Annotated in this window: 24 protein-coding genes; 5 read left to right on the top strand and 19 right to left on the bottom strand. The window is 67.2% G+C overall.

Features of this window, described 5'->3' with window-relative positions:
- Positions 1 to 73: 73 nt before the first annotated feature.
- Together greA and OHS03_RS23760 are read right to left on the bottom strand one after the other, a co-directional pair.
- The gene (gene greA / locus OHS03_RS23765) at positions 74 to 565 is read right to left on the bottom strand and encodes a transcription elongation factor GreA (protein ID WP_056813695.1); all 492 of its coding nucleotides are present in this window, start codon (positions 563 to 565) and stop codon (positions 74 to 76) included.
- A 278-nt stretch (positions 566 to 843) separates the two neighbouring features.
- A complete protein-coding gene (locus OHS03_RS23760) occupies positions 844 to 1,308 on the bottom strand; it encodes a DUF4307 domain-containing protein (protein WP_328657143.1) in 465 nt (154 codons plus the stop codon).
- Between the two features lie 119 nt (positions 1,309 to 1,427).
- On the opposite strand from OHS03_RS23760, the gene mca reads away from it, so the two are divergent.
- Together mca and OHS03_RS23750 are read left to right on the top strand one after the other, a co-directional pair.
- Entirely contained in the window at positions 1,428 to 2,294 is an 867-nt protein-coding gene (gene mca, locus OHS03_RS23755; protein WP_131816803.1) for a mycothiol conjugate amidase Mca, read from the top strand.
- The gene (locus OHS03_RS23750; protein ID WP_328664381.1) at positions 2,294 to 2,542 is read left to right on the top strand and encodes a hypothetical protein; all 249 of its coding nucleotides are present in this window, start codon (positions 2,294 to 2,296) and stop codon (positions 2,540 to 2,542) included. The genes mca and OHS03_RS23750 overlap by 1 nt, the downstream gene beginning before the upstream one ends.
- Before the next feature lie 10 nt (positions 2,543 to 2,552).
- Here the strand turns inward: OHS03_RS23750 and OHS03_RS23745 are convergent, their stop codons facing one another.
- From OHS03_RS23745 to OHS03_RS23710, 8 genes are all read right to left on the bottom strand, one after another.
- Positions 2,553 to 2,726 carry a hypothetical protein gene (locus OHS03_RS23745; protein ID WP_156677424.1) on the bottom strand — a complete coding sequence of 58 codons (174 nt, stop codon included), beginning with the start codon at positions 2,724 to 2,726 and terminating at the stop codon, positions 2,553 to 2,555.
- A 92-nt stretch (positions 2,727 to 2,818) separates the two neighbouring features.
- A complete protein-coding gene (locus OHS03_RS23740) occupies positions 2,819 to 3,217 on the bottom strand; it encodes an NUDIX hydrolase (RefSeq protein ID WP_056816067.1) in 399 nt (132 codons plus the stop codon).
- A gap of 64 nt (positions 3,218 to 3,281) precedes the next feature.
- Entirely contained in the window at positions 3,282 to 4,139 is an 858-nt protein-coding gene (gene eutC / locus OHS03_RS23735; protein ID WP_328657142.1) for an ethanolamine ammonia-lyase subunit EutC, read from the bottom strand.
- Positions 4,136 to 5,548: an ethanolamine ammonia-lyase subunit EutB gene (locus tag OHS03_RS23730; RefSeq protein WP_328657140.1), complete on the bottom strand. Its 1,413-nt coding sequence runs from the start codon at positions 5,546 to 5,548 to the stop codon at positions 4,136 to 4,138. Before OHS03_RS23730 ends, eutC begins: the two co-directional genes overlap by 4 nt.
- A gap of 46 nt (positions 5,549 to 5,594) precedes the next feature.
- On the bottom strand, positions 5,595 to 7,022 hold the full coding sequence (gene eat, locus OHS03_RS23725; RefSeq protein WP_328657138.1) for an ethanolamine permease: 1,428 nt from the start codon (positions 7,020 to 7,022) through the stop codon (positions 5,595 to 5,597).
- A 161-nt stretch (positions 7,023 to 7,183) separates the two neighbouring features.
- The gene (locus OHS03_RS23720; RefSeq protein WP_062984631.1) at positions 7,184 to 7,561 is read right to left on the bottom strand and encodes a DUF779 domain-containing protein; all 378 of its coding nucleotides are present in this window, start codon (positions 7,559 to 7,561) and stop codon (positions 7,184 to 7,186) included.
- On the bottom strand, positions 7,561 to 9,078 hold the full coding sequence (gene adh / locus OHS03_RS23715; protein WP_328657136.1) for an aldehyde dehydrogenase: 1,518 nt from the start codon (positions 9,076 to 9,078) through the stop codon (positions 7,561 to 7,563). The genes OHS03_RS23720 and adh overlap by 1 nt, the downstream gene beginning before the upstream one ends.
- Positions 9,079 to 9,281: 203 nt before the next feature.
- Positions 9,282 to 10,490: a transcriptional regulator gene (locus OHS03_RS23710; RefSeq protein ID WP_328657134.1), complete on the bottom strand. Its 1,209-nt coding sequence runs from the start codon at positions 10,488 to 10,490 to the stop codon at positions 9,282 to 9,284.
- Between the two features lie 189 nt (positions 10,491 to 10,679).
- On the opposite strand from OHS03_RS23710, the gene OHS03_RS23705 reads away from it, so the two are divergent.
- Both OHS03_RS23705 and OHS03_RS23700 read left to right on the top strand, forming a co-directional pair.
- Positions 10,680 to 10,952, top strand: coding sequence for a type II toxin-antitoxin system Phd/YefM family antitoxin (locus tag OHS03_RS23705; protein ID WP_328657132.1), 273 nt, complete (start codon positions 10,680 to 10,682; stop codon positions 10,950 to 10,952).
- A 20-nt stretch (positions 10,953 to 10,972) separates the two neighbouring features.
- Positions 10,973 to 11,353, top strand: coding sequence for a type II toxin-antitoxin system VapC family toxin (locus tag OHS03_RS23700; protein WP_328657131.1), 381 nt, complete (start codon positions 10,973 to 10,975; stop codon positions 11,351 to 11,353).
- Positions 11,354 to 11,411: 58 nt separating this feature from the next.
- Here OHS03_RS23700 and OHS03_RS23695 read toward each other — a convergent pair whose 3' ends face one another.
- A complete protein-coding gene (locus tag OHS03_RS23695) occupies positions 11,412 to 12,203 on the bottom strand; it encodes a helix-turn-helix domain-containing protein (protein ID WP_328657130.1) in 792 nt (263 codons plus the stop codon).
- 66 nt (positions 12,204 to 12,269) lie between these two features.
- On the opposite strand from OHS03_RS23695, the gene OHS03_RS23690 reads away from it, so the two are divergent.
- Positions 12,270 to 12,890 carry an alpha/beta fold hydrolase gene (locus tag OHS03_RS23690; RefSeq protein WP_328657128.1) on the top strand — a complete coding sequence of 207 codons (621 nt, stop codon included), beginning with the start codon at positions 12,270 to 12,272 and terminating at the stop codon, positions 12,888 to 12,890.
- Here OHS03_RS23690 and OHS03_RS23685 read toward each other — a convergent pair.
- From OHS03_RS23685 to OHS03_RS23650, 8 genes are read right to left on the bottom strand one after another with little or no spacing between them, the layout of a single operon-like run.
- Positions 12,847 to 14,502, bottom strand: a complete 1,656-nt coding sequence (locus OHS03_RS23685) for a dipeptide ABC transporter ATP-binding protein (RefSeq protein WP_328657126.1) — start codon at positions 14,500 to 14,502, stop codon at positions 12,847 to 12,849. The two genes, OHS03_RS23690 and OHS03_RS23685, sit on opposite strands and share 44 nt — an antisense overlap.
- Positions 14,499 to 15,365: an ABC transporter permease gene (locus OHS03_RS23680; protein WP_328657124.1), complete on the bottom strand. Its 867-nt coding sequence runs from the start codon at positions 15,363 to 15,365 to the stop codon at positions 14,499 to 14,501. Before OHS03_RS23680 ends, OHS03_RS23685 begins: the two co-directional genes overlap by 4 nt.
- Entirely contained in the window at positions 15,365 to 16,366 is a 1,002-nt protein-coding gene (locus OHS03_RS23675; protein ID WP_328657123.1) for an ABC transporter permease, read from the bottom strand. The genes OHS03_RS23680 and OHS03_RS23675 overlap by 1 nt, the downstream gene beginning before the upstream one ends.
- A 6-nt stretch (positions 16,367 to 16,372) precedes the next feature.
- Positions 16,373 to 17,968, bottom strand: a complete 1,596-nt coding sequence (locus OHS03_RS23670; RefSeq protein WP_328657121.1) for an ABC transporter substrate-binding protein — start codon at positions 17,966 to 17,968, stop codon at positions 16,373 to 16,375.
- A 41-nt stretch (positions 17,969 to 18,009) separates the two neighbouring features.
- The gene (locus OHS03_RS23665) at positions 18,010 to 20,046 is read right to left on the bottom strand and encodes an acetyl/propionyl/methylcrotonyl-CoA carboxylase subunit alpha (protein ID WP_328657118.1); all 2,037 of its coding nucleotides are present in this window, start codon (positions 20,044 to 20,046) and stop codon (positions 18,010 to 18,012) included.
- The gene (locus tag OHS03_RS23660; protein ID WP_328657116.1) at positions 20,043 to 21,608 is read right to left on the bottom strand and encodes a carboxyl transferase domain-containing protein; all 1,566 of its coding nucleotides are present in this window, start codon (positions 21,606 to 21,608) and stop codon (positions 20,043 to 20,045) included. Before OHS03_RS23660 ends, OHS03_RS23665 begins: the two co-directional genes overlap by 4 nt.
- Complete coding sequence (locus OHS03_RS23655) at positions 21,605 to 22,840, bottom strand: aminotransferase class I/II-fold pyridoxal phosphate-dependent enzyme (protein WP_328657113.1); 1,236 nt, start codon at positions 22,838 to 22,840, stop codon at positions 21,605 to 21,607. The genes OHS03_RS23660 and OHS03_RS23655 overlap by 4 nt, the downstream gene beginning before the upstream one ends.
- Before the next feature lie 13 nt (positions 22,841 to 22,853).
- Entirely contained in the window at positions 22,854 to 24,059 is a 1,206-nt protein-coding gene (locus OHS03_RS23650) for an MFS transporter (protein ID WP_328664380.1), read from the bottom strand.
- Positions 24,060 to 24,248 lie beyond the last annotated feature (189 nt).

The following is a 24,248-nucleotide window of genomic DNA, read 5'->3' as shown; positions in this document are numbered from 1 at the left end:
GACGAAGCGGCCGCATCCGGATTCCGGATGCGGCCGCTTGCGTTCGGGTTCTCGACGTACGGGTTCAGCCGGCTCAGCTGTGGTACGGCTCCGCGCTGACCAGCGTGACCTTCATGGTGTTGCCGTTGGGGAGTGTGTACTCGCGGGTCTCGCCCACCTTGGCGTCGATCAGCGCGCCGCCCAGCGGCGAGTTCGGCGAATAGGCTTCGAGGCCGGTGGCGCCGAGTCCCTCTTCGCGGGTGGCGATGAGGAAGGTCTCGGTATCGCCTTCGTCGCCGTCGTAGTAGACCGTGACGACCGAGCCCGGCAGCGCCACGCCGGATTTGGTGGGGGCGACGCCGACCTTGGCGTTGTTCAGCAGTTCCTGCAGCTGGCGGATACGCGCCTCCTGCTGGCCCTGCTCTTCACGCGCGGCGTGGTAGCCACCGTTCTCCTTGAGGTCGCCCTCTTCGCGACGCTCGTTGATCTCGGCGGCAATGACCGGACGATTGGCAATGAGCGAGTCCAACTCGCCCTTGAGCCTGTCGTGCGACTCCTGGGTAAGCCAGGTCACATTCTCGGTCATCTCGATCACTCCCTAGTAGTTGTTCCCGGCGCACCGGGATTCCTGAGAAACCAGCGCGATTCCTCCCGAAGGAGGGCATGCACCAGCCCGACGGCTGGAGCGATCCTGGGGGTGAACCCGATACCCGCAAACAGCACCGCTGGCCGCCAATGCAGCAAACACGGCTCCGAACCCCGGAACCGTGTATCAGCCCATTTTAGCATGTCTCACAAAAATGCAGGTCAGCCTAGTCAGCCGGGCATTTCAGGTCCGCCGGACCACCTAGCGCTGGTGCGCGGTCACTGAGCGCTGGTGCGCAGATACCCAGGTATCTGGTCGCTGCAACCATAAATATCGCCCGCCGAAGGGCGTGCCGACGACTTGACCGTAGTGGTCACCTGCACGCTGGTCGAATCCGAGCCGGGGACGAGTACTTCGCGCCGCCCCACCTCGGCGCCGTCGCGATCCATCGCCCGGACGAAGCAGACCACGGCCTGCTGTGGATCGTCGCGGGTGACCTTGATCCGCACTTCCAAGGTGGCGTCGTCGACGACCACATAGCCGAGCTGCTCGGTCTCGATCGCCTTCGGACCATATTTCTGGAAGCCGAGATAGGCCACCGCGAAGCCGACGACAACGACGCCGACACCGAGCAAAACCATCAGCCACAGGCGACGCGCAGGTGGTTTTGTGCCGTAACGGTCGGCGTGTCGCGCTGCTGCGGCGGCCGAGGTCGCGGCGGAGTCCGGTGCGGGCTCGGTCATCGGTTCGCGCTCCCGGGGGTGGTCGGAACAAACAGGGGGTCGGATGGAACTATAGGTAACGACATCTGACACCCGCGAGCGAGAGCGACGGTGAACGAGAAGTGAGTGGCCTTCGCCTCATGGCAGTGCACGCCCACCCCGACGACGAATCGAGCAAGGGCGCCGCGACGACCGCCAGATACGCCGCGGAGGGCGTCGAGGTGCTCGTCGTGACGTTGACCGGCGGTGAGCGCGGCAGCATCCTGAACCCGGCCATGGACACGCCCGGTGTGCTCGACCGGATCAACGAAGTGCGGCGCGAGGAGATGGCCGCGGCCGCCCACGCGCTCGGCGTACGCCAGCACTGGCTGGGATTCGTCGATTCGGGCCTCCCCGAGGGCGACCCACTGCCGCCGCTGCCCGAGGGCTGCTTCGCGCTGGTGCCCCTCGAGGAGTCCACCGAAGCGCTGGTGCGCGTGATCCGCGAGTTCAAGCCGCAGGTGATCACCACCTACGACGAGAACGGTGGCTACCCGCACCCCGACCACATCCGCTGCCACGAGGTGTCGATGGCCGCCTACGAGGCGGCGGGCGATCCCAGCGCCTTCCCCGAGGCGGGCGAGCCGTGGACGCCGCTCAAGCTCTACTACGACCACGGTTTCAGCATGAAGCGACTGGAAGCGTTCGCAGCGGAGTACGAGCGCATCGGTGAACCGTTCCCGCTGCAGGAGTGGCTGGACCGGATGAAGCAGTACACGCGAGCGCGCAGCGACATCATGGGCCGGGTCACCACCCAGATCGAATGCTCGAAATACTTCCCCCAGCGTGACGACGCTCTGCGCGCCCACGCGACCCAGATCGATCCCAATGGCGCGTTCTTCGCGATCCCGTTGGAGATGCAGCAGCGGCTCTGGCCGACCGAGGAGTTCGAATTGGCCAAGACGCGCGTATCCACCGCCATCCCGGAGACAGACCTGTTCGCCGGCATCGAGGAAAACGACCGGTGATGTTGGTCTACCTCGCACAGCAACCGACGGGCCCCGAATTCGGCAAGGCCTCGCCCCTCGGCCTGCTGGTCATCCTGATCCTGCTGGCAGGCACGGTGCTGCTGGTCCGTTCGATGAACAAGCACCTCAAGGGCCTGCCCGACACGTTCGAACCCGAGCATCCGGAGCCGGATCAGAAGGCCGACGAGGGCACCGAGCCCGGCGTGATCACCGTCGAGGATTCCGAACCGAAGCAGGGTTCCCAGTAGGCACGGGCGCCTAGCGCGCCGCGGCCAGGTCGGCGACGAGTTCGCCGACCAGGTCGCGCGCGGTGGCGGCCTGCTCGGCCACCGACCGCGGCGCCCCACTGGCGTTCAATTCGATCATCGTGTTCATCATGCCGAACAGCGCGACGAGTCGGCGTAGGGCTGCGCGGCGCTCGGAGACAGTCATCGGCGCGGTGGATATCGGCATGTTCACAGCTATGGGATCGCTGCCGTTCGTGGGTTCGTTTCGGCCGATATCCAATCGAAGCCGGCCGCGAATCACCAGTCGATGAGGTCGAGTTCGTGCAGGCGCCGGAACACCATCATCGAACCAGGAGCGACGTGCTCCATCGCGGCGTATTCACTCACGGTGAAGTAGCGGAATTCGGCGATTTCGCCGGTGGCGAAGGGTTCTCCGGTGAGTTCGGCACGGAAACAGGTCATGTGCAGGCCGGTGTTGCGGCGGTGTCCGAAGGCTTCGGCCTCGAAGACGCCGAACTCGGCGACACCGGCGAGGCCGACGCCGAGTTCTTCCTCGATCTCGCGATGTAACGCCTGTAAAGGGGTCTCGCCGGGGTCGATCTTGCCGCCCGCCATGTAGAAGACATCCTTGCCTTCGGGACGCGTCTGAATCAGCCTGCGGTCGCGGACATGGGCGAGGGCGGCGGTGCGGATCATGGGGATCACTCTATGGACCGAACGGCTTCGGTTCATATCGAACGGCTCTGGTGTCTGGGTCAGCTCACGGTGACGGCGTGATCGTGCGGGGATCGGCGCCGGTCAGGGCGCGGGAGGTGTCCTTGAGGTCGACACCGGAGCGGCCGAGTGCGCGGGCGCCCGCGACGAGGCCCGCCACCACCCGGGCCGCGTCGGCGTAGGTGAGGCCGTCGGGCGGGTGGATGTTGGAGATGCAGTTGCGTTCGGCGTCGGCACGGCCGGGGCGGGGCAGATGGGTGAGGTAGATGCCGAGGCTGTCGGCGACCGAGAGGCCGGGGCGCTCGCCGATCAGGACAAGGACGGTGCGTACGCCCATGGCTTCGGCGATATGGTCGCCCAGCGCCACTCTGGCCTGGGTGGCGACGACCGGCGGGGCCAGGGTGTAGCGATCACCGAGTTCTGTTGCGAGAGCGGCGAGTAGGCCGGGGGCGTGGTCGGTGAGAGCCAAGGGGGACAGGCCGTCGGCGAGGACGAATCCGATGTCGGCGCCGGTGTCGGGGACCGCGGTGAGGTTGTCGGGGAGTCGACCGAGGTCTGGTCGGCGCAGGTATTCCGCGCGGTCCGCCGCTCGGCTGGCGACGGTCACCGGAGTGCCGAGCCCGACGGCCGCGATCTGCTCGGTGAAGGACTCGACGTCGAGCGGAAGGTGCACGGCGTCGCGGGCTGCGGCGTGGGCGGCGCGCAGTGCGAGCACATCGGTCGTCGGTAGCGCGTCGCCGGTGCGGCCGAGTCCGATCCTGGCTTGCGTGCTGCCACGCAGGTCGCGCCAGAAGTCCTCGGTGACAGTCGAATCCGGGTCGGGAGCGGCAACCGGCGGGGCCGCAACGGGCTGGTTCGCAGGTGCCGCGCCGGTGGGTTTGCCCGGCTGCCGTGGCGCGCTCATCGGGTGGCCGTCAGCGCGCGCAGAGGTGAGGACAACGGTTCTACTTGTCGCACACGCCCGTTCGCGTCCAGCATGCCCAGCCTCGACAGCCAAGCCTCGAATTCCGGTGCGGGACGCAGATTCAGGACCTGGCGGGCGTAGAGGGCGTCGTGGAAGCTGAGGCTCTGATAGCCGAGCATCACGTCGTCGGCGCCGGGCACCGCGATGACGAAGGCGCAACCGGCCGCGCCCAGCAGGGTGAGCAGGGTGTCCATGTCGTCCTGGTCGGCCTCGGCGTGGTTGGTGTAGCAGACATCCACGCCCATCGGCAGACCGAGCAGCTTGCCGCAGAAGTGGTCTTCGAGCCCGGCCCGGATGATCTGCTTGCCGTCGTAGAGATATTCGGGTCCGATGAAGCCGACGACCGTATTCACCAGTAGCGGTTGAAGATCCCGTGCCACGGCGTAGGCGCGCGCTTCGAGCGTCTGCTGGTCCACCGGCCGATCGCCGACGCCCAGATGGGCATTCGCGCTCAGCGCCGACCCCTGCCCGGTCTCGAGGTACATCACGTTGTCGCCGACGGTGCCGCGCCGTAGCGAGCGTCCCGCTTCGTTCCCCTCCCGCAACAGCGAAATATTCACTCCGAAGCCGGTATTGGCGCCCTCGGTCCCCGCCACGGACTGGAACACCAGGTCCACCGGCGCCCCCGCCTCGATCAACCCGATGGTCGTGGTGACGTGGGAGAGCACGCACGACTGCGTCGGGATGTCGAAGCGCGATCGCACCTCGTCGAGCAGATGCAGCAGATCCGAGGTGGCCTGCGGCGAATCGGTGGCCGGGTTGATCCCGATCACCGCATCGCCGCAGCCGAGCAGCAGTCCGTCCAAGGTGGCGGCGGCGATCCCGCGCGGATCGTCGGTCGGATGATTGGGCTGCAACCGCGTGCTCAACCGGCCGGGCAGACCGATGGTGGTGCGGAAGCCCGCGGTCACCTCGGCCGCCTTGGCCACCGCGATCAGATCCTGATTGCGCATGATCTTGCTGACCGCGGCCACCATCTCCGGCGTCAACCCCGGCGACACCGCGGCCAGGGTCGCCGCCGAATCCGTCGTGGCGGCGACCGCGAGCAACCAGTCCCGCAGTCCGCCGACCGTCAGGTGCGCGATCGGCGCGAAGGCCACCCGGTCGTGACTGTCGATGATCAGCCGGGTGACCTCGTCGGTCTCGTAGGGCACGAGCACGTCATCGAGGAATGTGGTCAGCGAGACCTCCGCCAACGCCCATTGCGCCGCGGCGCGTTCGGCATCCGTGGCGGCAGCGCAGCCGGCGAGTTCGTCGCCGCTGCGCAGGGGGGTGGCCTTGGCCATCAGGTCGATCAAACCGTCGAAGGTGTAGGTTATGACGCCGATTGTGCTGCGGTACACGGTCATCGGGTCCCTTTCGAAAAGATCTGTCGGCCACCGGGGTATCTGCGCGTTACTCCAGCTCGGATTCCGCCTCGGCGATCGCCGCGAATTCCTCGTCCGGCGACTTGGCGACCAGGTGTTTGCGACTGTAGAGCCCGAAGTACGCCATGAAGGCGATGAACACACCGAGGGTCCACAGCGCCGCGGTCGGGTCGACCAGGAAGGTCGCCGCCACCGACGCGGCCGCGATGACCAGCGCGAACCCCGTGGTGACGATGCCGCCGGGGGTGCGATACGGGCGCGGCATGTTCGGTTCGCGCTTGCGGAGCACGATGTGGCTCACCATCATCAGCACGTAGCTCACGGCCGCGCCGAACACCGCCATGTTCAGCAGCATCGCGCCCTTGCCGGTGAGCGAGAGGGCGAAGCCGATGATGCCGGGCACGATCAGCGCCAGCATCGGCGCCTTGCGGGAATTGGTCACCGACAGGGCCGTCGGCAGGTAGCCGGCGCGGGAGAGCGCGAAGGTCTGGCGGGAGTAGGCGTAGATGATCGAGAAGAAGCTGGCGACCAGCCCGGCCAGGCCGATGTAGTTGACGACCTTGGCCGCCGAGCTGTCGCCCAGCGCTTCTACGAGGGGGTTGCCCGAGGCGGATGCGCTCTGGGCGCCGAGCGCGCCGGTCACCAGGAACAGCACCACCGCGCCGGTGACGCACAGCAGCAGCATCGCGACGATGATGCCCTTGGGCACGTTCTTCTCCGGCTCGCTGGCTTCCTCCGCGGCCAGCGGCACGCCTTCGACGGCGAGGAAGAACCAGATCGCGAACGGGATGGCGGCCCAGATGCCCAGGTATCCGAAGGGCAGGAACGACGACGATCCGGTCGCCGCGGGATCGGCCGCGATATTGGTCAGGTTGGCCACGTCGAACTTGCCGACGGCGGCGAAGGCGAAGATCACCAGACCGACCAGCGCGATCGCGGTGATCACGAACATCGCCTTGAGCGCCTCGCCCGCACCGGCCAGGTGAATGCCGATGAACAGCGCGTAGACCGCCAGATACACCCACCAGCCGTCGGTGATCCCGAACAGGTTCAGCGATTCCACATAGGCGCCGATGAAGGTGGCGATGGCGGCGGGCGCGATCGCGTATTCGATGAGAATCGCTGTGCCGGTGGCGAATCCGCCCCACGGTCCGAGCGCGCGCCGGGCGAAGGTGTAGCCGCCGCCCGCCGCGGGCAGCGCCGAGGACAGTTCGGCCATGCCGAGCACCATGGCCAGATACATCGCGGCGATGACGATCGTGGCGATCAGCAGGCCACCGAAACCGCCCTCGGCGAGACCGAAGTTCCAGCCCGAGAAGTCGCCGGAGATCACGTAACTCACGCCGAGGCCCGCGAGCAGCACCCAGCCCGCTGATCCCTTGCGGAGGGTGCGTTTGGCGAGATAGTCGTCGACCGGTGCGCCCTCGTCGGTGGCGGGGCTGGTTTCTGTACTCACGGGGAGCTCCTCATCAACAAGCGATACGCGTTCGGCGGCAACGGTGATCGTCGAGAGTTGAAGAATGGTTGACGACTGTTACGGCCGTGGATCCGTCAGGTCAGCGGTGCGTATCGAGCACCGCTGACCTGCGAAAACGATCTGATTACGGGTGTTTCAGATCACCCGGTGGGTGGCGGCGTCGATTCGAGCGCGGCCGCTTCCTCGTCGGTGAACAGACGTGATCGGATCAGGAACCGCACGCCTTCGGGAGCCTCGAGGGAGAATCCACCGCCGCGGCCGGGCACCACGTCGACGGTGAGGTGGGTGTGTTTCCAGTATTCGAATTGGTCGGCGCTCATCCAGAACGGCGTCTCGCCGGGCAGGTACCCGAGCAGCACGTCCGAACCGCCCACCCGGAACTCCCCACGCGGATAACACATCGGCGAGCTGCCATCGCAGCAACCACCGGACTGGTGGAACATGACCGGGCCGTGTTGCCCGGTCAAGTCCCGCAGCAGCGCCGCCGCCTTGTCGGTGAGGTCGACGCGCTGCACCATCAGAAGAAGCCGAGCTTCGTCGCCGAGTAGCTGACCAGGATGTTCTTGGTCTGCTGGTAGTGATCGAGCATCATCTTGTGGTTCTCGCGCCCGATGCCGGACTTCTTGTAGCCGCCGAACGCCGCGTGCGCGGGGTAGGCGTGATAGCAGTTGGTCCACACCCGACCGGCCTTGATGCCGCGACCGAGGCGGTAGGCGGTGTTCATATCGCGCGTCCACACGCCCGCGCCGAGACCGTAGAGGGTGTCGTTGGCGATCGACAGCGCCTCCTCGGTGGAGTCGAAGGTGGTGACCGCGACGACGGGGCCGAAGATCTCCTCCTGGAACACGCGCATGTCGTTGCTGCCCTTGAAGATCGTCGGCTCGATGTAGAAGCCGTCGGCCAGCCCGTCGACGCTGCGGACCGCGCCGCCGGTGAGCACCTCGGCGCCTTCCTTCTTGCCGATGTCGATGTAGGACAGGATCTTCTCGAACTGATCGTTGCTGGCCTGGGCGCCGATCATGGTCGTCTCGTCGAGGGGGTTGCCGCTGATGATGGCCTTGGTGCGCTCGACGCAGCGAGCCATGAACTCGTCGTAGATCGACGAGGCGATCAGCGCGCGCGACGGACAGGTGCACACCTCGCCCTGGTTGAGGGCGAACATGACGAACCCTTCGATCGCCTTGTCCAGGTAGTCGTCGTCGGCGGCCATCACATCGGCCAGGAAGATATTGGGGCTCTTGCCGCCCAGCTCCAGGGTGACCGGAATGATGTTCTCGCTGGCGTACTGCATGATCAGTCGGCCGGTGGTGGTCTCGCCGGTGAACGCGACCTTCGCCACGCGCGGGCTGGAGGCCAGCGGCTTACCCGCTTCGACGCCGAAACCGTTGACCACGTTGAGAACTCCCGGCGGCAGCAGATCCGCGACGAGTTCGATGACCTTCATGATCGAGGCCGGGGTCTGCTCGGCGGGCTTGAGCACCACCGCGTTTCCCGCGGCGAGGGCGGGAGCGAGCTTCCAGGTGGCCATCAGGATCGGAAAGTTCCACGGAATGATCTGTGCGACAACGCCGAGCGGCTCGTGGAAGTGGTAGGCGATGGTGTCGGAGTCGACCTCGCTGATGCCGCCTTCCTGCGCGCGCAGCACTCCGGCGAAGTAGCGGAAGTGGTCGACCGCGAGGGGGAGGTCGGCGGCGAGGGTCTCGCGGACCGGCTTGCCGTTGTCCCAGGTCTCGGCGACGGCGAGGGGCTCGAGGTTGGCCTCGATCCGGTCGGCGATCTTGTTGAGGATGTTGGCGCGCTCGGCGGCCGACGTCTCACCCCAGGCGGGGGCCGCGCGGTGGGCGGCGTCGAGAGCCAGTTCCACATCGGCGGCGCTCGAGCGGGCGATCTCGCAGAACGGCTGCCCGTCCACCGGGGAGGTGTTCTCGAAGTAGCGGCCCTCGACCGGCGGAACCCACTTGCCGTCGATGAAATTGTCGTATCGCGGCGCGTAGCTGACAATGCTGCCCTCGGTGCCCGGCTTGGCGTAGATCATGTGTGGTGGCTCCTCGCTGATTCCGGTGAAGCGTGACGCCCATCACTATCCGGTACCAGGGTTGATGAAACGTTGAAGCTGTATCTATTGGCGGCTGGTGCCGCGGTTCTCGGCGCTTGACTCCGCCTCTTCCCTCCCTCCGGGCACTCCTTCGTCGCACCCTCCACTCAGTCCAGAGGCGGAGGCGCGCCGAGAACGAGGGCCTATGTACGCAGCGCGCTGTACAGGCGTGCGGTGGCGACCGCGCGACGGGCGTCGCGGGCGGGGAGCAGGGCGAGCGCGTGTTCGTGGACGGCGACGTCGTCGGGTGCGCAATCGCCGTATGTCAGCGCGTGATTCGCGTCCGGGCTGTTCAGGACCGCGTTGCGCATGGCGACTTCGAGGTAGTCGCGCCATTCGCTGATGCCCGGCGTCTCCGAATCGGGAAGCAGCGGACCGTGATACAGGCGCACGGCGGTGTCGAGATCGCCTCGCTCGATGGCGCGCAGCACGTCGACGGCGTCGCAGGACAGGGGAGTGGTGAAGCGGTAGACGCGACTGGTGATGTCGCCGCCGGTGGCGCGGCGCAGGTACGACATCTCCGATTTGAGCGTGCTCGCGCCGACCGCGCGATCGCCGTAGACGGCGTAGTGCAGGCGTTCGTGGCTGTAGCCGTCGTCGTCGAGGGCGAGCAGGGTCAGGATCTCGAGGTGGCGTGGCCGCAACCGGATCTGCTGACCGTCGCGCATCAACCGCCCGGTTCCGAGACAGGTCAGCCGCATGCCGGCGGGGGCGGGCACGGCGGCGTGCAATTTCGACTCGATGGCGCTGGTCATGGTGCGCACGGTGGCCATGGCCAGCGGGTGCGAGCGCTTCCAGGTGGTCGACAGGTCGAGCACGCCGAGCAATGTCCCGTCGGCCGCGCGGATCGGCGCGCAATAACAGACCCAACCGTGCAGCGCCGCGACGAGATGTTCGGCCGAGAACACGGTGTGCGGTTGGTCGGTGCGCAACGCCAGAGACAGCGCGTTGGTCCCCATGTGCGCCTCGTCCCACCGGCCACCGGGCGCGAAGTTCACCTGCTCGGCCCGCCTGCGCATGACCGGCCCGCCGTACGTCCACAGAATCGTCCCCGAGGCATCGGTGACCGCCGCGACGTACCCCGCGTCGTCGGCGACACTGTGCAACTGCTCTTTCAGCTCGGTGATCGGCCCCCGCAACGGCGACTCCGCCCACCGAGGCCCGATATCGGTCTCACTGACCGGCGCGTGATCGCGCCCCGGATCCACCGTCCGCAACGACCGCGACCACGACTGCGCCACCTCGGTCCGAACCCCCGAACTCGGCCCCACCCCCGAAACCCCACCCGGCACCCACATCGCCCACTCCCGCTCCAGCGCAGCGCGCTGCGCGGAAAGCGTGAGCTGCACCATCTCGGGTCTTCCTACTCGATGAACTGGACGAGGAATCCATATCTCATCATGCCGCAGCCCCCGCCGTTGAGCCGCGGTTTCGTCAGCCTGAGCCACCGCAACCATCACCGCATCGACTCCCGCTGAACTCCGGTTCCGAGGTGTTTACCGCTTGTAGCGCGATGTAGCGCACCGGGCTACGCTATTGCCATGAGGCAGATCAGCCAGCGCGAACTACGGAACAATTCGGCGGCGATCATGGACGCGGTGGAGGCGGGTGAGACCATCCGGGTAACACGCAACGGCGTCGAGATCGCGGAGGTTCGACCGGTGAACCGTCGACGCAGGCGCAGTGCCGCAGAGTTGGTTGCGCGCCATCGCGCGTTGCCTCGGGTGGACTATGCGTTGATGCGCCAAGAGGCAGACGAGTACTTCGGTTCGGAAGACCGGATCGGCGACGACGACCCGTGGGGTGAACGGTGAGCATCCGTCATCCCATCGGCGTGCTCGATACCTGCACCTACCTCGATCTGGGCCAGCTCGACCCACAGGATTTGCCGGAGACACCTGAAATTACCGCGATCACGCTGGCAGAGCTGAATCGAGGCGTCGCGATGGCCAAGAATCCGGTCGCGCGTGCGGAGCGCTCCGAGCAGCTCGGCGCAGCGATCATCGAGTTCGACCCGATGCCTTTCGACGAGGCCGCCGCGACGCGGTACGGAACCCTGGTTGCATTGACGATCGCGGCAAAACGCGACCCGCGTCCGCGACGGATGGATCTACTCATCGCCGCGATCGCCTCCGCCAACGATCTGCCGCTGTATACGCGCAACGCGGCCGACTTCAAGGGCTTGGAATCAATGCTCGAGATCGTCGCGCTGTGAGCTGAGACAGACACGGCCGACCATCGCTGATCGAGACTGGGCGGAGGTGGGCTCGCCCTCACACTGATCCTGGCGGAATGATCCTGGTGCCGAGGTCGAAGTGGATGCCCGCGTGGAGCATTTTGGTGGCGGGGAGGCCGACCATCTCGCGGAAGGATTCGCTGAAGTGGGAGGGGGTGGCGAAGCCGGCATCGATGGCGGAGCGGGTGAGGTCGTGGCCGGTGATGGCGTTCGTCACCGCCGAGATCATGCGGTTCCAGCGCTGGTAGCCACGGAATGTGGTGCCGCAGTGCTGGGTGAACAGGTGCAGGAAGTGGCCGGTGGACAGGCCGAGGTTCGCGGCGATCCGGTCGGCGCGCAGGGCATGGTTCGGGGCGTCGCGGATGGTGGCGGTGAGCCTTGCGATACGTGGGTCGCTGACCAGGTTCGGGCCCGCGACGGCACGGGCGTAGAGGAGATCGGGGTCGACGATCGGAGCACGGCACATCTCGACAAGTTCCCGCTCGCGGCGGTGAGAGAGCCCGAAAGGACCTGTAGCTGAGGTCATTTCGTCCGCGATCATGGTGGCGGGAGCGCTGGAGGGGTCTACGAAAAGTGTCAGTATCCATCCCTCGGTGGCAACGACGCGCTGCGCGGTTCGCGCCGGTGCGAAGCAGCTGCCCGTGCGAATCGTGCCGCGCGCGGTGTGCAGAATCAGGGGGCCGTCCAGCCCGACGGTGAGCATCGCGACCGGCGGCGAATGCGCGTCGACGCCGAGGTCGGGGCCCACGTAACCGATGTGTCCTCGACGCGCCCACGCGGCCGGGGTCCGCGTCGAACCGCGGATCACCGAACGGGCGTTGTCGCTCACCCTTGCCAGGGTATCGACGTGTTCGCGAACAGGCGCCCTTGTCGGTGGTCCTTGCTATCAAGGTGCATGAGCACATTCATGCTGATCCCGGGTGCGGGCTGCGATGCGGGTTACTGGGGGCAGGTGGCCGACCAACTGCGCGGCCGCGGCCATGACGCGGTGCCCGTGCCGCTGCCGAGCGAGGACGACAGCGCCGGGTTGGGGGAATACGCCGACGCGGTAGTCGAGGCGATCGGCGAGAAACGCGATGTGGTCGTGGTCGCGCACTCGTTCGGCGGCTTCACCGCACCGCTCGTGTGCGAGCGGGTGCCGGTGCGGCGAATGGTGTTGGTATCAGCGATGATTCCGGCGCCCGGCGAGGCGCCGGGCGACTGGTGGGCCAACACGGGACACGCGACCTCGGGTGATGAGGACGTGTTCTACAACCAGCTCACCCCCGAGCAGCGGGCCGAGGCGGAGAAATACGAGTGCGGCCAGTCCGGCACCCCGATGGAGTCCCCATGGCCGCTGGCGTCGTGGCCCGAGGTGCCGACCCGGTTCATCCTGCTGCGCGACGACCGCTTCTTCCCCGCCGACTTCATGCGTGGACTCGTAGCCTCCCGGCTGGGGATCGAGCCGGTCGAGATGGACGGTGGGCACATGGTCATGATGTCGAGCCCCGCCGAGCTGGCTCGTCTGCTGCTCTGATCACGCGATCGGTGGCCTCGGGGAGGCGGGGGACCGAGGCTACGAGTTGGCGGGTGTATTCGTGCCGGGGAGAGCGTAGGACGGTGTCGGCTTCGCCGGATTCGACGATCTGGCCGTCTTTCATCACGAGCACGCGGTCGGCGAGGTGGTGTACTACGCCGAGGTCGTGGGAGATGAGTAGCAGGGCGGTGCCGAAATCGGCTCGGAGTTCGGCGAGTAGGTCGAGGATTTGGGCTTGGACGGAGACGTCGAGGGCGGAGAGCGGCTCGTCGGCTACCAGGAGGGCGGGGTTGGGGGCGAGGGCTCGGGCGATGGCGACGCGTTGGCGTTGGCCGCCGGAGAGCGTGCGCGGGTGGCGGGGGAGCAGATCGCGGGCGAGGCGGACGGCGTCGAGGATTTCGTGGACGCGCTTGGTGCGAGCTTTGCCGCGCAGGCCGACCGTGTCGAGGCTCTCGCCGATGACGCGCTCCACGGTGTAGCGGGGGTCGAAGGAGCTGAGGGGGTCCTGGGCGATCAGTTGCGCCGCCCCACGGAGCGGGCGTAATTCCTTGTCGGAGAGCTCACTCCACGGTTCGCCGTCGACCACCACCCGCCCGGACGACGGTGCGATGAGCCGCAGTGCGAGACGGGCCGTCGTGGTCTTGCCCGAACCCGATTCGCCGACGATGCCCAGCGTTTCGCCGCCGAACAGGTCGAAGTCGACGTTGTCCACCACGGTGCGGGCGGCTGATCCGGAGCCGTAGGTCTTGCGCAGATTGCGGACCGAGAGCACGACCCGGGCGTTGTCCACCGAGCGCGGCGGCAGCTCACGGAGTTCGGAGACCGACAACTTCGAACCGCGCGAGGCGGCGGACGGTACGGCCGCGAGCAGCTTCTTCGTGTACGGGTGCTCCGGACGGGTCAGCACGTCGTGCGTGCTGCCCTCCTCGACGACCTCCCCGTCACGCATGACCAGCACCCGGTCGGCCACCTCGGCGACCACCGCCAGGTCATGGCTGATCAGCAGCAGTGCCGTGCCGTCGGCCTTGCGGGCGCGAAGCAGTTCCAGGATCTGTTGCTGCACAGTCACATCGAGCGCGGTGGTCGGCTCGTCGGCGACGATGAGACGCGGATCGCCTGCCAGGGCTGTCGCGATCAGCACGCGCTGACGCAGCCCGCCGGACAGCTCGTGGGGATACTGACGCAGCCGCAGTTCGGGTTCGGGGACGCCGACGTCGGTGAGCAGTCGCACGCTGCGTTCGGTGAGCGCCTGCCCGCGCAGGTCGGTCAGCGCGCGTTGCGCTTCGGCGAGTTGGCTACCGATCGAATACAGCGGATCGAGGGAGACCAACGCGTCCTGGAGGACGAATCCGATGTCGCTGCCCCGGATTCGCCGCCACTGCCGATCGCGATGACCACGCGCGTCCTGCCCGAAGAGGTCTAGGCGGTCGGCGCGCACCCCTGCGCCCGGACCGGCCAGGCCGACCAGCGCGCGCGCCGTCACCGACTTGCCCGACCCGGACTCGCCGACGAGGGCGACGGCCTTGCCCGGCTCGATCCGCAGATCGATGCCGTGCACCACCTCCTTGCCCGCGAACCCGACTCGCAGATTCTCGACCGCGATCAGACTCATGTCGTTGGCCTTCCGTCGTAGTGGCGCTGCCAGTGCCGGCCGAGCGAGCTCACCGCGATGACCGTGGCGGTGACCGCCACACCGGGCAGCACCGCGATCCACCAGGCATTGCGCAGATAGTTGCGCCCCTCGGCGAGCATCGCGCCCCATTCCGGTTCCGGCGGTTGCGGACCCATCCCCAGGAAGCTCAGACCGGCCGCGCCGAGAATCGCCGTGCCGAGGCCGATGGTGGCCAAAATCGGGACCTGCGCGACCGCGTGCGGCAGGACGTGTCGGCGCACCAGCGTTGCTCTGGTGAGCCCGAATGTTCTCGCCTGTTCGACATACCCGGACTCCTGCACGACGAGGGTCTGCGCGCGCACCACCCGGGCGAACCGGGGGATCGAGGCGATGCCGAGCGCGAAGATCAGGTTCGTGGTGCCGGGGCCGGTGAACGAGATCAGGACCAGCGCCAGCAGCAGATCCGGGAACGCGGAGACCACGTCGAGGAACCGGGTGATCAGCTCGTCGAGCGGTCCGCGCGCCAACCCGGACAGCAGACCGAGCGCCGTGCCCGCGACGACCGCTATCGCGACCGCGGTGATGCCGATGAGCAGCGAGTAGCGCGCGCCGTGGACGACGCGGGTGAAGACGTCACGCCCCAGGTGATCGGTGCCGAACCAGTGCTGAGCACTCGGCGGCAGTTGGGCGGCCAGCGGATCGGCGCCGAGCGGGTCGGCGCCGGTCAGCACGGCGGGGGCCACCACCGCGATCGCCACCAGCCCCACTGTCAGTGCTGCGACGGCGACACCTGGAGATACTACGAAACCCTTGGCGCGCAGGCTGATTCGGTCGGTTGTTCGCCGCGCTCCGATGGCAGTCATCATTGCTCTCCCTTGCGTGAGTCGCGGCGCAGTCGTGGGTCGAGCCACAGGTAGAGCAGATCGACCAGCGTGCTGATCACGACGTAGACGAATGCCGAGAGAATCGCCACGGCCAGCACGACGGGAAGGTCCTGCGCGAGAACGGCTTCGACAGTGACCCGCCCCAGTCCGGGACGGCCGAAGACCTCTTCGATGATCACTGCCCCGCCGAGCAATCCACCGACCAGCCAGCCGGTCAAGGTCACCGCGGGCAGGGACGCGTGGCGCAAACCGTGCCGCAGCCGCAACGCGCTCTCGCTCACCGACCACGACCGCACCGTCACCGCGAACGGTTCGTCGAGCGCCCGCTCCAGCCCATCGCGCAATACCTGGGAGATCACCGCGCCCAGCGACAGACCGAGCGCGAGTGCGGGCAGCACCAAGGCCGACAGGCCCTTGTTCGCCGCCACCGGAAAGATCTTCAGCTGGAAGCTGAACACCGACAGCAGCACGATGCCCAGCCAGAAGGAGGGCGTCGAAACAAGAGCGAGCTCCACCGCATTCGCGATGGCGCGCGATCGTCGCCGCTGCGCCGTGCTCGTCGCGACGACGACCGCGAACACCAGCGCCACCAGCAACGCGGCACCCGTCAGCGCCAAGGTGGGACCGGCTTGCGAGCTGATGATTTCCGACACCGGCCGCTGCAGCACATAGGAACGTCCGAAATCCCCGTGCGCCACATTCCACAGATAGCGGCCGTACTGAACGACGGCCGGACTGTCGAGTCCCCATTCCGCGCGGATGGCCGCCTCGACCTCGGGGGTGCGCTGCTGTTCGCCGAGCAACACGTCGACCGTGTCGCCCGGCGCCAGCCGCACTCCGAGGAACGACAGCGTGGTCGCACCCCACAGCACGCCGAGACCCGTGATCAACCGCAGCACAATTCGTTTGGCTGTGCCGATGCGAGCATCGCTGTCCGCTGTGGCGGTCACGATGTCCGGCGCGATCGCTTCCGGCGTCATCGTCGCCTATCCACGATCGACCCAGATGTCGTACGCGTTCTCCGGAAGCTGCTTGTACGGACGGTATCCCGCGCCGTACACGTGCGCCGCCGTCGCGATCTGGTTCTCGGGAATGTAGAGCGGCAGCCCGTAGGCCTTGTCGACGATCGCGAACCGCTGCAATGCCGCGTACTGCTTCGCCCGCTCGGCGGAGTCGGTGGTCGAGGCGGCGGCCCGCAGCCAGGCGGACAGTTCGGGATCGGTGGCGCGGCTGTAGTTCAGCGTGCCCAGCGGCGTCGGCGGGTACCAGTGGTTCTCGATGTCGATGCCGCCGGTGATGGTGTCGGAGTTGGCGATCGACCCGAAGGCGTTCTTCTTGCGGAGCTCGCTGTAGGTGCCGAGGTCGACGTAGGACAGCTTCAGATCGATGCCCGCGTTCTGCTTGGCCTGCGCCTGCACCGCCTGCAACAGCACCTCACGCTGATCGCGCACGGTCGACTGGGCCTGCACCAGTTCGACGGTCAGCCGCTGGCCGTCCTTGGTCCGGAATCCTTCGGAATCCTTTGCCGTCCATCCGGCTTCGTCGAGCAGCCGGTTCGAGGCGGCTTTGTCGGCGCCGTAGGTGCCCTCGACGCTCTTGTCGTAGAACAGGGTGTCGACGCTGGAGGCGATACCCCAGCCGCGGGTGCGCTCGCCGCGATAGATCGACTGCAGCACCGCGTTCACGTCGACGGAATTGTTGAGCGCCTTGCGGACTCGTTCATCGGTGGCAGGGCCGAAGGTCGCGTTCCAGTACAGCGTGTACGGGCTGCCGTTGTTCAGCCCGGTCGTATAGGTGAAGTCGGGGTTGTCGCGGAACAGTGAGGCGTCGTTGCCGGAGACGCCTTCGATGAGGTCGACCTGACCGGAGGTGAGCGCGCCGGTGCGCACCGACGACTCGGGCAGGAAACGGTAGGTCACCTCGTCGAGGTAGGCCGGACCCTGATGCTTGGCGCTCTGCGGCGCCCAGTTGTAGTCGGGGTTCTTGCGGAAGTGCAGTTCCTGACCTTTCACGTAGCGGTCGAGGATGAACGGACCGGTACCCGCGATCTCCGGCCCACCGGCCTTGAGCTGCGGCTTGTCCCACGCGGCCGAGGAGATGATGGGGAAACCGGCGGCGAAGTCGAGGAACGGCGCGTACGGGTCCTTCAGGGTGAACACCACGGTGCGCTCGTCGCGGGCGGTGACCGCGGCCAGGTGTGACAGCGGCCCGGCGGACCAACCGCCGGAATAGGACACATCCTGCATCGTGGTGAAGTTGCGGGCCACGGCGGTCGCGGTGAGCGGGTTGCCGTCGGTGAACTTCACCCCCTCGCGCAGGGGGAAGGTGTAGACGAGACCGTCGGGCGAGATCTCGTGGCCCGTGGCCAGCCCCGCCACGAAACCGCCCTCGGTCGTGCGCGCGAGAAGCGACTCGAAGACGTTGCGCAACATCAGATGCGTATTGCTCTGGCCGTTGAGGTGCGGATTCAACGTGGTCGGCTCGGTCTCCACCCCCCACGTCAACGAGCCGCCGCTGACCGGCTGCGCCGATTCGCGTGCCGCGGTGTCCGTTCCGCCACACGCGGTCGCCAGCACGGCCACCGCCGATACCAGAGCTGTGGCAAATAGTCGCCGATGTCGCATCACAGCGCGGCGCCCCTCTCTTCGATGAGAAACAGTGATTGAGCTGTGGTGACCACGGCGCCTTCGGCCGCGGTCACGGTGACGATCCCCGCATGGGTGGCGGTCAGTTCGTGTTCGAGTTTCATGGCCTCGACCACGCCGAGCAGTTGCCCCTTCTCGACCGGGTTGCCAGATTCGACATGGAGCTGTACGAGGGTGCCCGGCATGGGCGAGCGGATCTCGGGATCCGTCGCGGTCGTGCCGAGCGAGCGGTATTCGGCGTAGCGCACCTGCCGGGAAACCCCGGCTACCTGGCATGTCCAGCCCTCGCCGTCGCGTCGTACGACACACGGGGTCGAGCCGATCGTGATCGTGTCGCCGTCGGTTCGTCGAGCGGTGACGCCCACCTCGGCCGTCTGCCGGGTGGCGGCGCTCTGGTCGGTGGTCTGCGTAGCGGGGCTGGTCGGGTCGACGGTGTCGGCGCGCACGAGCACCGCGTCGCCCTCGTAGCCGCCGACTCGCACCGTGACCGCGCGCCCGTCGACCGACAGATCGAGACTGCCGAGGTCGCGGTCGGCGGGATCGAGCCAGGCCCGATCACCGCCGGGCGCGCCGGTCGACCAGGGTGTCGCGCGGTCGGGTGCGGTGAGCGCCGCGGCCACCGCGAGGGCACTGAGCTCGTCGGGATCGCCGAACTCGGCGACCGGATCGATCCGGTCCAGATAGGCGGTGTCGTGCTCGGCCGCCGCGACGATCGGGGCGGACAGGACGCGTGCGACGAAACCGAGGTTGGTCGAAATGCCCTGCCAGCGAAGGTCTTCGCAGGCCCGGCGGGCGGCGGTGAGGGCGTCGTCGCGGGTGGCGCCGCTGGCGACGAGTTTGGCGATCATCGGATCGAATCCGCCGGTGACGTCGAGATGGCGAGTGAAGGCGCGTTCGACGCGAACATCGGGCCAGTGGGTGACCTCGAGCCCGCCCGGGCACGGCAGAAACGACCGGAACGGGTCCTCGGCGTACATCCGCACCTGCACCGAAGCGCCCGAGTACGCGATGTCGGATTGGTCGGCGGGCAGCGGTTCGCCCGCGGCGACCCGCAATTGCCACTGCACCAGATCGATGCCGGTGATCTCCTCGGTGACGGTGTGCTCCACCTGCAACCGCGTGTTCATCTCGATGAAGAAGAACTCGTCACCGACCAGCAGGAATTCGAAAGTGCCCGCGCCCACGTACTGCAAAGCCTTCGTGCCCTGCACCGCGGCGGCGAACATCGCCGCGCGCACCGCATCGGGAATTCGCGGAGCCGGAGCTTCCTCGATCACCTTCTGATGGCGCCGTTGTAGCGAGCAGTCACGGTCGAAAAGGTGCACGGCACGGCCGAATTCGTCGCCGAACACCTGAACTTCGATGTGGCGTGCGCGTTCGACGTAGCGCTCGAGATGCAGACGGCCATCGGCGAAAGCCGCTGTGGCGGTGCGTGAAGCGGACGCCAGCGCCTCGCGGAGTCCGGCGGCCGCGCGCACCACCGACATGCCCTTGCCGCCACCGCCGCCCGCGGGCTTGACGATCAGCGGGTACCCGATGTCGGCTGCCGCGTTCACCAGGGCGTCGAGGTCATCGCTGGCCCGCATGGTGCCGGGCAGCACGGGCACCCCTGCCTCGGCCATGACCTGGCGCGCGGAGGACTTGTCGGCCATCGTCTCGATCACCCGCGAACTCGGGCCGACGAACACCAATCCCGCCGCACGGACCGCACGCGCGAAATCGGCGTTCTCGGACAGGAAGCCGTATCCGGGATGTACCGCGTCGCAGCCTGTTTCGGTCGCGGCGTGCACCAGTGCGTCGATATCGAGGTAGCCGGTGGGCCGGGTCCTGGTTGCCGCGGCGTCGTGGTTGTCGCGCTCGGGCAGCGCGACGGTCGACACCGCCGCCGCGTGATAGGTGAGCGACCGGTCCGCCGCCACGCTCACCGTCACGTACTCGATGCCGAGGCGATCGCAGGTGCGGGCGATCCGGGCGGCGATCTCGCCCCGGTTCGCGATGAGTAGTCGGGAGATCACAGCCGGAACACCCCGAAGTTCGAACCCGCCGGCTGCGGTCGATCCCAGCGCTCGTGAGCCAGCGACAGGCACCGCGCCAACCACGACCGGGTGTCCTCCGGTTCGACGACGGCATCGATCCACATGCGCGCCGCGATGTAGGTCGGCAGCGATTGCCGTTCGAAACTGTCGATGATCGGCTGCTTGATAGCGGCTTCCTCGGCGGCGCCGAGTTCCTTGCCCTCGCGGCGCAACCGGTCACGCTTGAGGATCGCCATCACCGCCGCGGCCTGCTCGCCACCGACCCCGGTGGAGCGGGCATTGGGCCACATCGCCATGAACTGGCCGCCCATCGACCGCCCCGACATCGCGAAATTGGCGGCGCCGAAGCTCCCGCCGATCACCAGCGAGATCTTCGGCACCGTGGCGCACGAGACCGCGTTGACCATCTTCGCGCCGTGTTTGGCGATCCCGGCCCGCTCGTACTCCTCGCCGACCATGAACCCACTCACGTTGTGCACGAACAACAGTGGAATGCGACGCTGCTCGCAGATCTGGATGAAGTTGGTGGCCTTGAGCGCGCTGTCGGGGAAGATCACGCCTTGATTCGCGATGATCCCCACCTCATACCCCGCGATCCGGGCGGTGGCGCACACGATCGTGACGCCGTAGTCCTTGCGGTACTCGACCCACGAGGTGGCGTCGACGACGCAGCGCAGAATCGCGCGAACGTCCATCTCCTTCTTGGTGGTCGCCGGAATGAGATCCGGTAGTCGCGCCGGATCGTCGGCGGGCTCGAGCACCTCGAACGCGGGGGGATGCACGCGGTCACCGGGGGTGCGAGACACGATGTCGCGCACGATCGCCAGCGCTTCCAGTTCGTTCGCGGCGAGATGGTCGGCCACCGCGGTTTCGCGCACGTGCAGGTCGGCGCCGCCGAGGGTCTGCGCGTCGACCACCACGCCCGTGGCGGCCTCCACCAGCTGCGGACCGCCGAGGAACACGGTGCTGAGGTCTTTCACCATCACGGTCTCGTCGCTCATCGCGGGGATGTAGGCGCCGCCCGCGGTGCAGATGCCGAGCACCGCCGAGATCTGCGGCAGCCCCAGCGCCGACATCTCCGCGATATTGCGGAACATCTTTCCGAGGTGTTCCTCGTCGGGGAAGATCTCCTCCTGCAACGGAAGGTAGATGCCGCCCGAGTCCGCCAGATACACACACGGCAGGCGGTACTCCCTGGCCAGCTTCTGTCCGCGCAGGTGCTTCTTGATCGTGAGCGGGTAGAAGGTTCCGCCCTTGACGTGTGGATCGTTGGCGAACACCATGCACGGCCTGCCGTGGATGGTGCCGATGCCGACGATCAGCGCGGCGGCGGGCAGATCGGTGTCGTAGACCTCGTGCGCGGCGAGCCTGCCGATCTCCAGGAACGGCGTACCGGGGTCGAGGATGCGGTTGACCCGTTCGCGCACAGGAAGTTTCGTGTCGCCTTTGCGTCGACGCGGCGCCACGATCCCGGCGGTGTGATCGCGCAGCAGGGTGCGCTGGGCTTCGAACCCGATGGTGTTCTCGATGACGGCGGTCATGCTGGTAGTTCCTCCCGGTCCTGATGCTCGGCGAGGCTCGAGCTCAGGGTGTCGGCGAAGCGGCGGATCGTGTCGGGGTCGAGGTCGGCTCGCAACATCAGGCGCAGGCCCGCGCTGCCGCGACGGATGATCGGGAAGAACACCGGCGAGGTGTAGAAGCCGGCGTCGAGCATGTCTCGTGCCACGGCGACCGTGACGTCCTCCTGGCCGATGCTGACGAACCGGATGGGCAGTCCGTCACCGGCGAGGTCGGTATCGACGAGCGAGTCGAACAGGCGGACCCGCTCCTGGAGCTCGACCTGAAGACGATCGACGGTGCCGTCGTCGTGCAGCTCGCAGGCGGCGATGATCGCGCCGAGCCCGGCCGTGTTGATGCGCTGCGACCACATCAGCGGCCCGCTCGTACGCAGCAGGGTGGGTGTGCGCGACGTGTCGCCCGCCGCGCCGAAGAAGATCACGCCACCGCTGGCGCCGAAACCCTTGTTGAGCGAGGCGATCACGAGGGTCCGCTCGCGCCAGCCTTCGTACGCTCCGAGAACATATCCGCGGCCACGGCTACCCAGTGTCGAAATACCGTGCGCCTCATCGAAATACAAGAAAAGGCCGTAGTGATCCTGGAGCCGGTGCAGCTCGGCCAGCGGCGCCCCGCCGCCCGTGCTGTAGACGCCGTCGGCGACGTAGGCCACGTGCGAATGCGTGCGGCACAACTCTTCCAAGGCGTCGATGTCGTTGTGCTCGATCGTCACCAGCTCGGTCTCGTCCGCGACCAGCGGCTTCATCGCGTTCAGGCAGAAGTGCGCGTTCTTGTCGAAAACCACCAGCGGCGGGTGCCCGTCGGTGAGTTCGCCGGAGGCGAGCAGCGGCAGGGTCGCCCACGCGGCGGCCGCGCACGACGACACGGTGACCGCCTGCGCGCCGAAGGTCCGGGAGAGTCGCTGTTCGGCCTCCTCCAGCAGGCCGAGCCGGATGCGCATCCGGGAAATAGAAGAATTGATCGTCGCGGTTTCGTCGAGTCCGCGGTGAGCACCCTCGACTATTCGTGGATCGCTGTCCAAACCGAGATAGGAATAGGACGAGAAGTTGACGATCGTGCGACCGTCGCGCGAATGCACTATTCCGTCGCGCATATCATCGGCGATGATATCGACCAATCCGTGGGCGGTGCTGTCGTCCCAAAATGTATTGCTCAGTTGCAACTGCCTGCGGATATTTGCGAATTGGTTTCTGGGCACTGGCGTTCATTCCTTATGTTGGCGAAGGTGCGTCAGTTTTCTCGGGCGCCGCGACGACGAGCACGTTTGCCGCGGCGAGCAGCGTGATGGCGATGGACCAGGCGAGCAGCCCGGACAGGGTGGGGCCTGCCAGCGAGGCGATGCCCGCGAGGCCCTGCTGCACCAGCGCGCACCACGACACGGCGATGGCCGCTCCGGTGGCGAGGTGGCTGACGGCGTGCGCGGCGCTGTTGGGGAACAGCGTCGCCTGGCCGAAGGTCGTGGTGACGTACCCGGCGAGGAAGATCGGCAGTGCGATCGCCCGTGGCAGATCGAAGGCCCACACGACGGTGATGAGCACGCAGCCCGCGAGCATGATCGCGGCCCCCTGCCGCATCATGGCATGCGCTCCTACCTGTCGCACGCGCTGTCGGACGTAGGTCGCGCCGCCGAGGTAGGCCGCACCGTAGAGGACGCCGAACAGGCCGAACACCCACGGCGAGAGCGCGAACCGGTCGGTGAAGATGAACGCGGACTTCTGCTGGATCATCACGATCACGGCGAATCCGATGCCGCCCGCGACCGCGCTCACGACGAAGACCCGGTCGGTGAAAAGGCGTCTAGCTGTGCCTTTGTCCCTCGGCCCCGGTTCACGCCGGGGCAGTGAGATGCGCAGGGCGAAGGCGACCGGCACCGCGGCGAGCACGGCCAGCACGACGAATCCGTATCGCCACCCGACCGTCGAGGTGACGATGCCGCCGATCACCTGCCCGCCGCCGAGCGCGACGACGAACGCCATCGACAACAGCGCGAGTTGGCGCGCGAGCTCGGCGCCGGTGAACAGATCTTTGATCATCATCCGGCCGACGACCGCGATACCGCCCGCGCCGATCGCCTGGACCACGCGCAGCCCGAGCAACTCCGGGGCGTTGGTGATCAGCGCGAGACCCGCGCTGGCGAGGACGAACAACAGCCCGGCCGCGACGAAGGCGGGCACCCGACCGAACCGCTCCGCCGCCCTGCCCCACGCGACGACCGGGAGCGCGGCGAACACCACGAACACGGCCACCGACAGCTGTAGGACGCCGTCACCGGTGCCGATGTCGGTGCCGAGCGCGGGCATGCTCGGCAGATAGATGGTTGTCGCCATTTGTGCGACCGCGACCGCGACACATGCCGTTGTGACAACTGCTCGGCGTGTTGCCGCGGAAGCCGGAATTTCGCCGGTTTCCGCTTGCACAGACAATGCACTCCCCTATGGCCGAGCGAATGACGCAGGATGCTGGATCCGAGTTATAGGTATACGGCCAGGCGAAGCGGTCGAACACCGTTGCGATCGCGTTGATTTCAGTTAGGAAAGGTAAATATTCGGTGGCGTATTCATGACGGCACGGTGCCTCGCACGAGGATGCGAGGAAATTGCCTGAGC

The organism is Nocardia salmonicida, assembly GCF_036142455.1.
In the GTDB taxonomy this organism is placed as follows: domain Bacteria; phylum Actinomycetota; class Actinomycetes; order Mycobacteriales; family Mycobacteriaceae; genus Nocardia; species Nocardia salmonicida.
The sequence above is the reverse complement of the archived record's forward strand: the minus strand, read 5'-3'. Positions and strand labels throughout refer to the sequence as shown.